We start from the raw sequence: 13,589 nt of genomic DNA, 5'->3' as shown, positions 1-13,589 counted from the left end.
GGGTTGTAGGCACTTTCGATCACTGGCAGCAGCGCCAGCTCCAGGGGCATGTTGCGTTCTTCAAGGCGTTCGACGATGTAATGAATGTAGAGGCTGCCGCGTTCTCCGGCGTTCTCTAAAAAGGACGGGTTGCTGGCGAACCACAAGCGTTGTTGCTCGATGCGCGGGTTCACACCCAGGCCGTCCTGCAATTGAAAGCCCCGGCGCATGCGTTCCCAGACATCCTGGGGCACTTCGGGGCTAGGCTTCTCTGAGAGCCAAATAGGTTTTTGCTTGATCTTGGCAGCAAGATTGGGTTTGGGTTGCACGGTGGATTGTGCAGCGAAATTGGTCGATTGGCAGCCCGCCAGAGTCGCGGAAACGGCCACCGCCACGGCTTGAGCCAGGCGGGTCAATGCGTCTGAAGAAATGGATTTACGAATAGATGACGACATTGGCTGGAAGTAAGTTCCGGGCAAAAATGTCGGGCGATTCTAGAAAGCGCTTTGGTTCCGGTCAACCATTCAGAAATTCCGTATCAGATTGCATCCGCTTAGAACTTATCTTTCCAAGCCCTCAAGCTAGCAAACACCTCGGCCCCAGTGCGGTTGTCGCGACCGTTCCGTTCGTCCGCTTTTTGTTTAACGGATGTTTCGGCGGTACGCAGGAAAGGGTTAGTACGTTTTTCCAGGGCCAGGTTGGAGGGAAGTGTCATTTCACCACGGGCGCGCAATTGCTTGACGGTCTCGACGCGTTCGGCGATATCGGCATTGTCCGGTTCCACGGCGTGGGCAAATTTGAGGTTACTTTGCGTGTACTCATGTGTGCAGTACACCAGCGTGTCGGCGGGCAGGGCGGCCAGGCGCGCTAGCGAGGCGTGCATTTGTTCCGGGGTGCCTTCGAACAGGCGCCCGCAGCCGGCGGCAAACAGGGTATCGCCACAAAACAGCACGCCCTGGTGGTAATAGGCGATATGGCCGAGGGTGTGGCCGGGCACGCTATAAACGTCGAAGTCCCAGCCGAGCGCGTTGATGCGCGCGTTATCGTGCAGGGCCACGTCCCGCGCCGGGATCTTTTCGTTCGCCGGGCCGTAAACCTTGGCGCCGGTTGCATGTTTGAGCTGTTCGACGCCGCCGACATGATCATGGTGGTGGTGGGTGATCAGGATGTCGCTGAGCCTGTACCCAGGGTTTTGCTTGAGCCAGGCCAGCACCGGCGCGGCATCGCCGGGGTCGACCACGGCGCAGCGTAGGGTATCAGGGTCTTGTAACAACCAGATGTAGTTATCGGTGAAGGCGGGCAGGGCACTGATCTGTATCATTCTTCGATTCGCCAAGCTGAACACTTTGGTGCATCTTAGAACGTCTAGGCGAATTGGAGAATGCAATGACTGATAAAGCGTTCGCCCAGGCCGATCCTGAATGGCTGGCCCTGATCAGCGCAGCCCGTGACTGGCTGTCCGGGCCGATCGGGCAATTTTTGCTGGACGAAGAGCGGCGCATGCTCGAAGACGAGCTGGGCCGGTTCTTTGGTGGCTACCTGGTGCACTACGGCCCGTCGGCCCAGACGCCGCCCGCTGCGCCGCAGGTGCAACGCAATGTGCGCCTGGGCGCGCCGTTGCCTGGGGTCGAGATTGTGTGCGAGGAACAGGCCTGGCCGCTGAGCGAACATGCCGCCGATGTAGTGGTGCTGCAGCACGGCCTGGATTTCTGCCTGTCGCCCCACGGTTTGCTGCGCGAGGCCGCCAGCAGCGTGCGCCCAGGTGGCCATTTGCTGATCATCGGCATCAACCCCTGGAGCAGTTGGGGCCTGCGCCATGTGTTCGCCCATGACGGCTTGCGCCAGGCGCGTTGCATCGCGCCGTCGCGGGTGGGCGACTGGTTGAACCTGCTGGGCTTCGCGCTGGAGAAACGCCGCTTCGGGTGCTATCGTCCGCCGCTTGCGTCTGCCAAGTGGCAAGGGCGGCTGGCCGGCTGGGAGCGCCGGGCGGGTGCCTGGCAACTGTCGGGCGGTGGCTTCTATTTATTGGTCGCGCGCAAGATCGTGGTCGGGCTGCGGCCGGTGCGTCAGGTGGCGCGTCAGCCCATGGGCAAGCTGGTGCCGATGCCGATGGCCAAGGTCAACCGCAAGCAGAGCGAACCGTAACCCCTCTTTTTGATTGAAGACCGAGCAACTGATGACCGATACCGTAGAACTCTTCACCGATGGCGCCTGCAAGGGCAACCCTGGCCCCGGCGGCTGGGCGCGTTGCTGGTGTGCAAAGGTGTGGAGAAGGAACTGTGGGGCGGCGAAGCCAACACCACCAACAACCGCATGGAGCTGATGGGCGCCATTCGCGGCCTGGAAGAACTCAAGCGTCGCTGTGACGTGCTGTTGGTGACCGACTCGCAATACGTGATGAAGGGCATCAACGAGTGGATGGTCAACTGGAAGAAGCGCGTCTGGAAAACCGCGGCCAAAGAGCCGGTAAAGAATGCCGACCTGTGGCAACTCCTCGATGAGCAATGCAACCGCCATGACATCACCTGGAAATGGGTACGCGGGCATATCGGCCACCCTGGCAACGAGCGCGCCGATCAATTGGCCAACCGTGGCGTGGATGAAGTTCGGGGCTACAAACAGAGCTGAGCCGGCTGACGTGTTAACATCGCGCCCCTTGATTCACATCACACTGCACACCACCGTTGAGAGCTGAACCCTGATGGCCATCCGATCTGTTGTACTCGATACCGAAACCACCGGCATGCCGGTGACCGATGGTCACCGGATCATTGAAATCGGCTGTGTCGAATTGATGGGTCGCCGTCTCACCGGGCGTCACTTTCACGTCTACCTGCAACCGGATCGTGACAGTGACGAGGGCGCAATTGGCGTCCACGGTATTACGGATGAATTCCTCAAGGGCAAGCCGCGCTTTGCTGAAGTGGCGGACGAGTTTTTCGAGTTCATCAACGGCGCTCAACTGATCATCCATAACGCGGCGTTCGACGTCGGGTTCATCAATAACGAGTTTGCCCTGATGGGGCAGACCGAGCGTGCGGATATCTCCCAGCACTGTTCGATTCTCGATACCTTGATGATGGCCCGTGAGCGTCACCCCGGCCAGCGCAACAGCCTGGATGCGTTGTGCAAACGTTATGGGGTTGATAACTCTGGCCGTGAATTGCACGGCGCCTTGCTCGACTCCGAGATTCTCGCCGACGTTTACCTGACCATGACCGGCGGGCAGACCAGCCTGTCCCTGGCCGGTAATGCTTCCGATGGCAGCGGCTCGGCGGAAGGTTCGGGCAACCGTCCTTCGGAAATCCGCCGTTTGGCGGCGGATCGCAAGCCGACCACCATCATCCGTGCCAGCGAGCAGGATCTGGCCGAGCATGCGGCGCGCCTGGAAGCGATTGCCAAGTCGGCGGGTGCGCCGGCGTTGTGGTCGCAATTGACTCAGCAATAATCACGGCTGAACACGATTAAAAAATGTGGGAGCTGGCTTGCCTGCGATGGCATCAACTCGGTGTGCCTGAAGTACCGAGGTGCCTGCATCGCAGGCAAGCCAGCTCCCACAGTAGATTTGCGTCGTCTGTAAAATCTTCATTCGCCACATCCCCTCCCAGCTTCTACCCTGAGTGCATAGCCCTCAGGACTCAAAGCACTCATGTACAAAGACCTGAAGTTCCCTGTTCTTATCGTGCACCGCGACATCAAGGCCGACACCGTTGCCGGTGATCGGGTCAGAGGCATCGCCAGGGAGTTGGAACAAGAGGGCTTCAGTATTTTTTCTGCGGTGGATTACGCCGAAGGCCGATTGGTGGCTTCTACCCATCATGGCCTGGCGTGCATGTTGATTGCCGCCGAGGGCGCTGGCGAAAACACCCACCTGCTGCAAAACATGGTCGAGCTGATTCGCCTGGCGCGGGTGAGGGCGCCCAACCTGCCGATCTTTGCCCTGGGCGAGCAGGTCACCCTGGAAAACGCGCCGGCCGATGCCATGAGCGAGCTCAACCAACTGCGCGGCATTCTGTACCTGTTCGAAGACACCGTGCCGTTTCTGGCCCGCCAAGTGGCTCGCGCTGCACGCGCCTACCTTGATGGCTTGTTGCCGCCGTTCTTCAAAGCGCTGGTGCAGCACACGGCCGATTCCAACTATTCCTGGCACACCCCCGGCCATGGCGGCGGTGTGGCTTATCGCAAAAGCCCGGTGGGGCAGGCGTTTCATCAATTCTTTGGCGAAAACACCCTGCGTTCGGACTTGTCCGTGTCGGTGCCGGAGCTGGGGTCATTGCTCGATCACACCGGGCCCTTGGCCGAAGCCGAAGCCCGCGCGGCGCGTAACTTTGGCGCCGATCACACGTTCTTTGTGATCAACGGCACCTCGACGGCCAACAAGATCGTCTGGCATTCCATGGTCGGGCGCGATGACTTGGTGTTGGTGGATCGAAACTGCCACAAGTCGGTGCTGCATTCGATCATCATGACCGGCGCGATCCCGCTGTACCTGTGCCCGGAGCGCAATGAACTGGGGATTATCGGCCCGATCCCCTTAAGCGAATTCAGCCCCGAGTCGATCCGCGCCAAAATTGAAGCCAGCCCCTTGACCCGTGGCCGGCCGGCGAAAGTGAAACTGGCGGTGGTCACCAACTCCACCTATGACGGACTGTGCTACAACGCCGAACTGATCAAACAGCAACTGGGCAACAGTGTCGAGGTGTTGCACTTCGACGAGGCCTGGTACGCCTACGCGGCCTTTCACGAATTCTTTGCCGGGCGTTATGGCATGGGCACCTCGCGCACACCGGACAGCCCGCTGGTATTCACTACCCACTCGACCCACAAATTGCTCGCGGCCTTCAGCCAGGCGTCGATGATCCACGTGCAGGACGGTGGCGCGCGCCAGCTGGACCGCGACCGCTTCAACGAAGCCTTCATGATGCACATCTCCACTTCTCCGCAATACAGCATCATCGCTTCGCTGGATGTGGCTTCGGCGATGATGGAAGGCCCGGCCGGGCGGTCGCTGTTGCAGGAGATGTTCGACGAAGCCCTGAGCTTTCGCCGTGCCCTGGCCAACCTGCGCCAGCATATTGCCGCCGAAGACTGGTGGTTCTCCATCTGGCAACCACCGTCGGTGGCCGGCATCGACCGGGTCGCCACCGCGGATTGGCTGTTGCACCCGCAGGATGACTGGCATGGCTTTGGCGATGTGGCCGAAGACTATGTGTTGCTGGACCCGATCAAAGTCACCTTGGTGATGCCCGGCCTCAACGCCGGTGGCGCCTTGAGCGACTGCGGAATTCCCGCCGCAGTGGTCAGCAAATTCCTCTGGGAGCGTGGGCTGGTGGTGGAAAAGACTGGTTTGTATTCCTTCCTGGTGTTGTTCTCCATGGGCATTACCAAAGGCAAATGGAGTACCTTGCTCACCGAATTGCTGGAGTTCAAGCGCAACTACGACGCCAATGCCAGCCTGGCCAGTTGTTTACCCTCGGTGTTCAAAGAAGGCCCGGCACGTTATCAAGGCCTGGGTTTGCGTGACCTGTGCGACCAATTGCATAGTTGTTACCGCAGCAACGCCACCGCCAAGCACCTCAAGCGGATGTACACCGTGTTGCCGGAAATTGCCATGAAACCGGCCGATGCCTACGACCAACTGGTCAGGGGTGAAGTCGAAGCCGTTTCCATTGACTCCTTGCCAGGACGCATCGCAGCCGTGATGCTGGTGCCTTATCCGCCGGGCATCCCGTTGATCATGCCGGGCGAGCGCTTTACCGAGTCGACACGCTCGATCATCGACTATCTGGCATTTGCCCGTACGTTCGATAGCAGTTTCCCCGGTTTTGTCGCCGATGTTCATGGGTTGCAACACGAAGATGACGGCAGTGGCCGTTGTTACACCGTCGATTGCATCAAGGGTTAAGGATGTTTATGCAAGCTGTAATGAACCCGAAGTATCCGGGGCTCAGCGTTCGGGTCGCCGACGAAGGCTTTGACGCCTACGTGTGGGGCAATGATTTCAGCTTTGAGGTCAGCGCCTATGGCGTACCGGAGATGGGCAAGCGCGTCGACCAATGGGCGCTGGAGCGCATTCTGCCGTACCGCAAGTGTTACGGCATCGACCCGGAAGAGTTCGCCAGTTTCCGCGATGCTCCCGACAGTGCGATTTTTATGGCGTACCTGGATGATCGCGCGGTGGGGCACATTGTGGTCAGCACCAACTGGAATGGTTTTGCCCATGTCGACGAGCTGGCGGTGGCCATGCCTGCACGGCGCCATGGTGTAGCCAAGGCATTGCTGGATGTGGCGCAGTTCTGGAGCCGCAAGAAGAACTTGCCGGGCATGATGCTCGAAACCCAGAACAATAACCTCGGCGCTTGCCGTTTGTATGAGCGCTGCGGGTATGTGATGGGTGGGATCGATCAATTGCGCTATCGCGGGATTGACCCGCAAACCCGCGAAGTGGCAATTTTCTGGTATCGGTTGTTCACGTCTGAGCGGCAGACGGCCTGAATGCCCTTGCCCCTGGCGTTCAGGCCGCGTTGAGGTGCGGCAGGCTAAGTCATGAATCGATCCACGAATGTTCGGCACCAATGGTAACCTGCAACTGGTCACGGAGTGAGCGGTAGTGCTTCTTGGCTTGCTCCAGACTCTGTTTTAGCCCATCCGGCTCACTCAGGCCTTTATTGGCGTAGTACTGGTGAATGTCGTCTTCCAGGCTGAACGGTATACCGGGCACCGCGCCATGTTTGACCTGCTGCATTTTTTCTTTGCTCATTCCATCGAATCCCGCATCGTAAATGTCCGGTCGCTTGGACCTCAGTACATCGTCAAACAGGTTCGGGCCGACGGTCTCAAAGATCTTGCCTTCGTACTCCAGAAAATCTGAAGTGTAGGTGAGCCCGCCGTTGACCTCTCTGGAAAGAATCGGGCGGTTGGCCGCAAAATACGCCTTGTTTTCAGTGAAGCGCCGGTTCATCTCGGCGATCATTTCGGTGACCACCGGGTTATCCGGTTGCGTGGCGAAGTTACTGGTGTTGTAGAAGGGTTTGTAGTCAGTGATTTTGTGAGCGACTGGTTTGCTGAGCAGCATATCCGAGTCACCCGCGTTCAAACCGGCGGATCCCACCGCGCCTTTGATGGTGTCGTCGGTGTCGAGATAAATGCCACCATATTTATTCATCAACGGATAGCGAGCTACATCGGAAGTGGCGGCAAGGTTTTTTCCTTGGCCTCTGCGGAAGTAGGCGTACAGTTCGGTGTTCTTCAAGGGTTGGAAAAAGTCTTCTTCATGCAAATTCATGACGGTGACGCCGGGCGCATCCTTTTCCAGCTTGAGCTTGATGGTCTGCAGCAACTCTGGCGTGTCGGCGTCGACGTGCACAATGGATTTGAAACCGGGCATTTTTTCGGCGTTGGTCGCGATATTCTTGATCAGCTTGTCGGGTATTTCGCCGCCGGCCCAGAAGTAGTGAATGTTGGTTGGGATGGGCCTGATATTGCTGGACTTCTGCAAGATGGCCGGTGGGGTTGCATCGATAAACCTGAAGTTGTGCTCGGGGATCTTCTGGGCATTTTTATATTCCTCCAAGGGGCCCATCTGCCACTTGTTCTTTGCGCTTCTCCAGAAGTACTCGGTGGTGACGCCGTTGGCGTTACCCGAACCGGCCATCCAGGCACCCACCTTGGTATCAAAGGTGGTGACATAGTTCATGCCTCGGTAATTGATGGTGAAGGGGTATGAGGAACCCGTGGTTATTTTTACGTCGTCTACCGGTACGACGTAGGTGTTTTCATCGAGTTTCCAGGGTGACGGGGAGTTACCACCCAATAAGCGATTGGCAGTGGCGCGAGGCTCCCAGCCGGCGCTGCCCAGGTCCCGGACCACAATGTTGTCTCGGGCGGCACTGGGGTGTTGGATAACCCGCTGGCCATCCTTGATGGTGGACTGATAGAGCTTGCCGTTGACTTTTATATATTCTTTGTTGTTCGGGCCGACGTAGATATTCGCCTGCAAGCCTTTAACCTGCAGCAGGTCCGGGGAAACGATGGCCTCATATTCAAGCAGCGAGGTTCTATCAAAGACTTTGACGCTCTCACCGGCGGCCGCCGCCGCAGGCTGGAAATCTTTCAACGGTGAACCGTAGGGACGCCCCTTGGCTGCATCGAAGGCATACCATTTACCGCCCTGGAACAACGCATCACCTTCCAGCATTTCACCAGCAACCCTGGAGGAGCCTATGGCAACCAAGCCATGCTGTGTGCTGGCGGCTTTGAGCACGTCGTAGCTGCCGCTGGCGCCCTTGAGGGTATTGAATACGCTCTTTCCCTTGGACCAGGTCCAGCGGCTGATACCTTTGAGCAAATCGCCCGCACCACCCAACGGGTTGAGCGCGTCGATTGCGACGGTACCCAGAAACCGGGCGGTTCTTGCTGCACCCTTGAGTCCGGCCACGCCTTTGGCGAGGGCTTTACTCGCATGCGCTGCCTTGCCGGCGCCCAGAGTCACCAGACCGATCACGTCCATGCCAAGGTCAAGCAAACCCTCACCGATATTGCCCTGCGTGAAGTTAACAATCGCAGACCTGAACGGAATCATATTCAGGAAAAACTCCCCGATGGCCTTGTTGGCGGCACTGGTTTTGTCGTAAGACGTTGTTCCTCGGGCATGTTGCAGTAGCTCATCGCCCTGCAAGTCCATGCGTTTGGTGAGTATTTTGGCGATGTAGCGGGTGCGGTCTGAATCGAAGACCTGTGGTGTTACTGTGGTCGCCGGCTTTTCCTTGGCCTGCTCGGCATGTTCGTCTTCGAACGGGTTGAATCGTACGGTTCTATGCAGTGTGTTGGCGTCTCGATTATCGAGCCGGGTGTAGGGTGGCGAGTAAATGTGAGCCAGGTAATTGTGTTTGGAAATGGTCCCGGCGCGTGTATCGATGCGGTAAATATTGACCTGTCCCCCACGGGTGATTTTCACATCCAGCATATGGCCTTTTTGGATCAGGCTTTTGGTCGAGAAATCGAGGCCGATGAGGTAGCTGTCGGTATGAAAAAACTCGAGTTTTCCATCATCGAAGTTTTCTTTATCTTCGGGTGGCACCGTCGAAATCAGGTATTGGGTCATCCCCGAGTGGCCTTTTTCCAACTCTGCTATGGCCGATGTGTAGCGTTGGGTAAAGGTGTCTGCGACGGAAAGTTCGCCGCTATCGGAAAGCGCGCAAAATTGCTTGATGGGGATGCGCTTGTCATTGGTGACCCAATGTTCGCTGTCATCATTATTGACTTTGTCGCCGTGCATGACGACATCGAGCATTGAATATGTTCCGGGGAAGCGACCGGGGCGTCCTTCGATCAGTCGGGCTTTCGTGAGGTTTTTCGCCTTGAAGACCTCATCGGATATGCCTGGAAATTTCTCCCTGAGCAGATCCATTCCCAGGTTTTCACGCATCGGGATCGGGGTTGCGAGTGCCCGGCTGATGTCTTGCAAGGTTTGCTGCTGGGCGCTAAAGGTACTTTGCACAGTGTGCATCTGCGTGTCGTCGGGCGTCGTGCCTGCATTCAAGTAGCCTTTGACTTCACCCCAATTGTGCAACGCTTCGCGATGGATATGCTGCGAGAGCGGTGCGCCGATGTCGATGCCCTCTGCGGCGGCGAGCACTTCGCTGTAGGTCATTGTGAGTGTGCGCCCCGGCGATTCAGCTTCCAGCTTGGCGGCGGCGATCGTCAACTGTGTCCAGGGAATGCTGCCGTAGGTCACGCTCGCCGGAATGTCCTTGACCAGGTATTCAGGGGCGCAGTGGGCCAACAACATGCGGGCCGCCAGTTGAGCCGATGCCGCAGAGGCTCGGCCTGTTGCCACCAGATGACGGCTCAAACCCTCGATGACGACCGTGGCCGGTCGGTACCAATGCTGGCGTTGCCCAAGATCAAAGCCGGCAACGCGGTTACGCGCCGGAGTGCCCACGGATTGGGGATTCAGCCCCAGATGAATCGCAGCCAACAAATAGTCATTGACGCTGGTGTTCGTTGCAATGCCACCCAACCGGGTTTGAATGGCCTGGCCCAGCGCTTGCGCCTTGGCCGATCCCAGCAGCGTTTCTACTGCGCTGCTGGTGAATTTGAAATCATTGCTGGACAACTCGCACGCGGACAACAGATAGCCCAGCACGCCTTTTGGATCAGTCAGTGGCAGTTCCGGCAGCGTTGAGTCAGGAGCGTTCAGCAGGTCGATGATGGCTTGTTTGTCTTGCGCCGAGAGCGGGATCGGCCAGGACAGCGCGCCGCTGAAGTTGCCCAGGGGCGGGGTCTGAACGTGCTTTGTCGCTAGCTGATAAAGGGCCTGCCACGCGTTGAGGGTTTTGGGCAGGGGCAAGTCGCTGCCGCTGAGGTATGTGCCCAATTTGACGATGCTGGTCGGCGCCAGATTGTGCTTTTGATAGTAGCTGGAGCCTTCACAGACCGGTATTGAGGTGCTATTCCAGTGCGACGTCAGCCGGCCTTCGAGCAGGCTTTGTTGCTCACTGGAAAGGGGGGGCGGGAAGGCGGCGTGCAGTTCTTCCAGGCTTGTGCGCAGTTTTGCCGCCAGGGTTTCCCAGTTACACCGATCGGCAAAAGCTTTTTTAAGCGCTGCCGGGTTGTCCAGGGTGCCAGGGGTTGCATCGTTGGCTGAGGCTTCAATCGAATTCGGTTGAGCGCTAGTTAACGCACCGGCGTCCTGCGGTGGGTTGAGACTGGCAGGGTTTTGAAGGGCTCGATCAGTAAGGACAGAATGGAGGGTAGTCATAGAAAACGCTTCCTTGTTTAGAGTATGTCGTCCAGTGGAAAGCACTCGGCTGTGCTTTCTGCTTCTGTGAGTGCGACGCTTCTAGAACAAGGTTCCAGCGGGAGTTTTTAGAATTTATGTCGGTGAAAGCGCACTAGATGGTGCGCAGGGCGGGGTCAGGTGGATGCAGTAACGGTCAGCAAGGTTTCGGCCTTGTCGGCGACGATTTCCAACAGTGCATTCAACGCCGGAGCAGGTTCAGATTCCTTCAACGTCAATGCGTAAAGGACCACAGGTATCGGCGGCGATAACGGGCACGCATCCAGCCCAGCTTCCCGCGCGCCGAAGGCGGTAAACGGGTCGACAATCGCCAGACCCGCTCCGGCCTCCACCATGCTGCGCATCATCTGGTAGGTCTGCACCCGTGTCTGCACCAACGGCAGTGGGCGCAGGGCTTGCAGTTTTGCGTCCAGCAGACGACTTAGCGGGTCGTGACCTTCCAGCCCGATCATTGACTGCCCGGCCAGGTCCTGCAGTGCAATGTACTTTTGCTTGGGTTTGAGCCAGCCATGGGGCGCGAGCAGTTGCAGCTTGCCTTGGGCCAGTACGGTGCTTTGGATTTGTGGGTGCTGCGGATCATGCAGGCTCAGGCCCACGTCGGCTTCGCGCAGCAGCAGGCTCCTGACGATCTCCCGGGTCGGTTGGCTCGACAGGGTGCACGGTGTGTCCTGAAAGCGCCGGCGCAGCATAGCCAGGCTTTGCGGCAACAATTGGTTAGCCAAGGGCTGCGTGCACAAGGTGCGCAAGGGCGGGGCGTGATGATGTTTGAGGCGCCCGGCCAGGCGTTGCAACGGTTCCAGCGCTTCATAGAGGTGGGCGATTTCAGCCTGCAGCTCAAGGGTTTCGCGCGTCGCTTGCAAGCGCCCGCGCACACTGGCGAACAGCATGAAGCCCAATTGCTGCTCGGCGTCCTTGAGGGTTGCGTCCACATCGCCCACGGGGAGTTGCAACCATTCGGCGGCGGTGCCGAGATGTCCGGTCTGCAAGATGGCCTGAATCACTTCGATATGACGTAAACGCATCGCCGGAGTCTATGTTCAGTGCGATGGGGTTTCAATGCCTGGGTAAAAAAGAGCGCAGGCATGGGTGAGTGTTGGCTACCGTTAGTGGGTATGTCACTGTCACGGGCAGGGTATACAACGAGTGTATCAATCGAGGGAAAGGGGGAGCCTCAACATGCCATCAAGTCGCTTAAGCGGAAAAATACTCACCCAGCGCGGCTTCACGCGCTGGGCGGTGCTGGTGGTGCTGGTCATTATTGGCTTGTTGGCCTTGGCGCTGGGGCCGCGCTTGTTTGGGGATGTAACGCTGACGGAAATCGCCACTGCCAAGGCGCAGGTGGCTGAGCTGGGCAAGGCTGTCGAGCAGTTCCATCAGGATACCGGCCGCTATCCTACGGATGAGGAGGGCCTGGAGGTGCTGACCGTGCAACCTGCGGCATCAGCCAATGGGAAAGGACCCTACGTCAAGGATGAGTTATTGACCGACCCTTGGGGCGTTGCCTATCAGTACCACTACCCGGCGACCCAGCCCAACACCCCCTTCGACCTGTTTTCATTCGGCAAGGACCGAACCCTGGGCGGCGTCGGCGATAACAAGGATATTACCTACGGCGACCACTGAATCACCTGGCATTCCCCATCGACCTGATTAGAATGACGCATCTGATCATCAACGACCAATGCCGCTCACCCGGCACTTAAAACAACAACAGGTCTGGTCTCACATGCCTCTACCCTCGACGTTTTTCGGGGTAAGGGCCAAACAGCTGCTGGTCTTGGTGACCATTGGCTGCGTGGCTGCTTATCTCCTCAATAATCAAGACGAACGCACCCCGGAAAACCACGCCCTTGAGGCGTTTATCCGTTCCCAGGAACAGGTGAGCGAGCAGGTGGGGGCTGTGCTGGAGATTGCGCTGGTCAGGCAGGTGGTGGCGTATCCCGCTTACGGCACGCCGGGCTACAAGCGTTCGCTGTATGCCGTTGAAGGGGAGCGGGGGCGGTTGCTGGTAACGCTCAAGCAGCTGGACGGTGAGCAGGACGTGGAGGTAACGCAGATGCGCCGGCCGTGATCCCCCGGCCCAGTCAACGCCAGTAATGGCCAGGACTGAGCAGGTCGATAAGGCGGGATCTTATGACGCGAGGGTGGTTTGCGATTCGCGGACGATAATAGTCCCCGACTGGATCAATTTGAATTCATCGCCTTCCAATTTTTCTACACGGTCGCCAATGGCCAGCTTGTAGGTGGTGGTAGGCGTCGAGCCAGCCTGGCTGTCCTGCGCCGGGTTGGATTCCTGGAACTCATGCACCGAATACACGCGTCCTTCCGCGTCTCTGGCATGGAACTGTCCGACAAGTACTGCAGCCATCTGTTTAGAACCTCTGGAGATAAACACTCGATTTGCGGTTCTGTAGACCGTCATGGAGCGGGGTAGTTTACCTATGGGAAAAAAATACTATTCGTTGATGTTTTCAGACGCTTCCTACGCTGGTGAGTGCGTGGCAAACAGCTTCGGGATTATCAAAACCCGCTGGTTAACGCGTCACGAAGGCTCTATAACTAAAGGCTCCTTTAGTCAGATGTCGGGAAAACCTCAATGAGCAAGGTCTATACGATTGCCGTCCTGGTTGGCAGCCTTAGAAAAGAGTCGATCAACCGTAAGGTCGCGTTGGCATTGGCCGAACTGGCCCCTGCCAACCTCAAGTTGAACATTGTGGAAATTGGCGATTTGCCGCTCTACAACGAAGACATCGACGGTACTGCGCCGCCCGCAGCCTACCGTACTTTCCATCAGCAAGTACGCTCATCC

12 protein-coding genes and 1 pseudogene are annotated in these 13,589 nt (G+C 58.0%); 8 read left to right on the top strand and 5 right to left on the bottom strand.

Annotated features, from left to right (window positions below; all coding sequences use genetic code 11):
- Together FEM54_RS09965 and gloB are read right to left on the bottom strand one after the other, a co-directional pair.
- The coding region (locus FEM54_RS09965; RefSeq protein WP_276614450.1) for a lytic transglycosylase domain-containing protein at positions 1–434 on the bottom strand (434 nt) is incomplete at its 3' end.
- Between the two features lie 98 nt (positions 435–532).
- Positions 533–1,300, bottom strand: a complete 768-nt coding sequence (gene gloB, locus FEM54_RS09960) for a hydroxyacylglutathione hydrolase (RefSeq protein ID WP_017136934.1) — start codon at positions 1,298–1,300, stop codon at positions 533–535.
- A gap of 65 nt (positions 1,301–1,365) precedes the next feature.
- Between gloB and FEM54_RS09955 the strand changes: the two genes are divergently transcribed.
- The 5 genes and pseudogenes from FEM54_RS09955 to FEM54_RS09935 all read left to right on the top strand — a co-directional run bounded on the left by FEM54_RS09955 (position 1,366) and on the right by FEM54_RS09935 (position 6,474).
- Positions 1,366–2,124 carry a class I SAM-dependent methyltransferase gene (locus tag FEM54_RS09955; protein WP_017136933.1) on the top strand — a complete coding sequence of 253 codons (759 nt, stop codon included), beginning with the start codon at positions 1,366–1,368 and terminating at the stop codon, positions 2,122–2,124.
- A gap of 31 nt (positions 2,125–2,155) precedes the next feature.
- Positions 2,156–2,607: pseudogene (gene rnhA / locus FEM54_RS09950) on the top strand (ribonuclease HI).
- A gap of 79 nt (positions 2,608–2,686) precedes the next feature.
- Positions 2,687–3,427, top strand: coding sequence for a DNA polymerase III subunit epsilon (gene dnaQ, locus FEM54_RS09945; RefSeq protein WP_169987818.1), 741 nt, complete (start codon positions 2,687–2,689; stop codon positions 3,425–3,427).
- 201 nt (positions 3,428–3,628) lie between these two features.
- The gene (locus FEM54_RS09940; RefSeq protein WP_138450682.1) at positions 3,629–5,884 is read left to right on the top strand and encodes an Orn/Lys/Arg family decarboxylase; all 2,256 of its coding nucleotides are present in this window, start codon (positions 3,629–3,631) and stop codon (positions 5,882–5,884) included.
- 8 nt (positions 5,885–5,892) lie between these two features.
- Positions 5,893–6,474, top strand: coding sequence for a GNAT family N-acetyltransferase (locus FEM54_RS09935; RefSeq protein ID WP_026013697.1), 582 nt, complete (start codon positions 5,893–5,895; stop codon positions 6,472–6,474).
- A gap of 49 nt (positions 6,475–6,523) precedes the next feature.
- Here FEM54_RS09935 and FEM54_RS09930 read toward each other — a convergent pair whose 3' ends face one another.
- Together FEM54_RS09930 and FEM54_RS09925 are read right to left on the bottom strand one after the other, a co-directional pair.
- On the bottom strand, positions 6,524–10,741 hold the full coding sequence (locus FEM54_RS09930; RefSeq protein WP_138450680.1) for a glycosyltransferase family 32 protein: 4,218 nt from the start codon (positions 10,739–10,741) through the stop codon (positions 6,524–6,526).
- Positions 10,742–10,896: 155 nt separating this feature from the next.
- Positions 10,897–11,802 carry a LysR substrate-binding domain-containing protein gene (locus FEM54_RS09925; protein WP_138450678.1) on the bottom strand — a complete coding sequence of 302 codons (906 nt, stop codon included), beginning with the start codon at positions 11,800–11,802 and terminating at the stop codon, positions 10,897–10,899.
- Between the two features lie 154 nt (positions 11,803–11,956).
- Here FEM54_RS09925 and gspG point away from each other — a divergent pair, with 154 nt between their 5' ends.
- Together gspG and FEM54_RS09915 are read left to right on the top strand one after the other, a co-directional pair.
- Positions 11,957–12,403, top strand: coding sequence for a type II secretion system major pseudopilin GspG (gene gspG / locus FEM54_RS09920; RefSeq protein ID WP_017136927.1), 447 nt, complete (start codon positions 11,957–11,959; stop codon positions 12,401–12,403).
- Positions 12,404–12,506: 103 nt separating this feature from the next.
- Entirely contained in the window at positions 12,507–12,851 is a 345-nt protein-coding gene (locus FEM54_RS09915; protein WP_026013696.1) for a hypothetical protein, read from the top strand.
- A 60-nt stretch (positions 12,852–12,911) separates the two neighbouring features.
- On the opposite strand, the gene FEM54_RS09910 is transcribed toward FEM54_RS09915, so the two are convergent.
- On the bottom strand, positions 12,912–13,148 hold the full coding sequence (locus tag FEM54_RS09910; RefSeq protein WP_017136925.1) for a hypothetical protein: 237 nt from the start codon (positions 13,146–13,148) through the stop codon (positions 12,912–12,914).
- A gap of 228 nt (positions 13,149–13,376) precedes the next feature.
- Here FEM54_RS09910 and FEM54_RS09905 point away from each other — a divergent pair.
- Positions 13,377–13,589: NADPH-dependent FMN reductase (locus FEM54_RS09905; protein WP_171045817.1), on the top strand; the 213-nt coding region annotated here is incomplete at its 3' end.

Source organism: Pseudomonas edaphica (genome assembly GCF_005863185.1).
Lineage (GTDB): Bacteria > Pseudomonadota > Gammaproteobacteria > Pseudomonadales > Pseudomonadaceae > Aquipseudomonas > Aquipseudomonas edaphica.
This window is presented reverse-complemented; position numbering and strand designations above follow the sequence as displayed.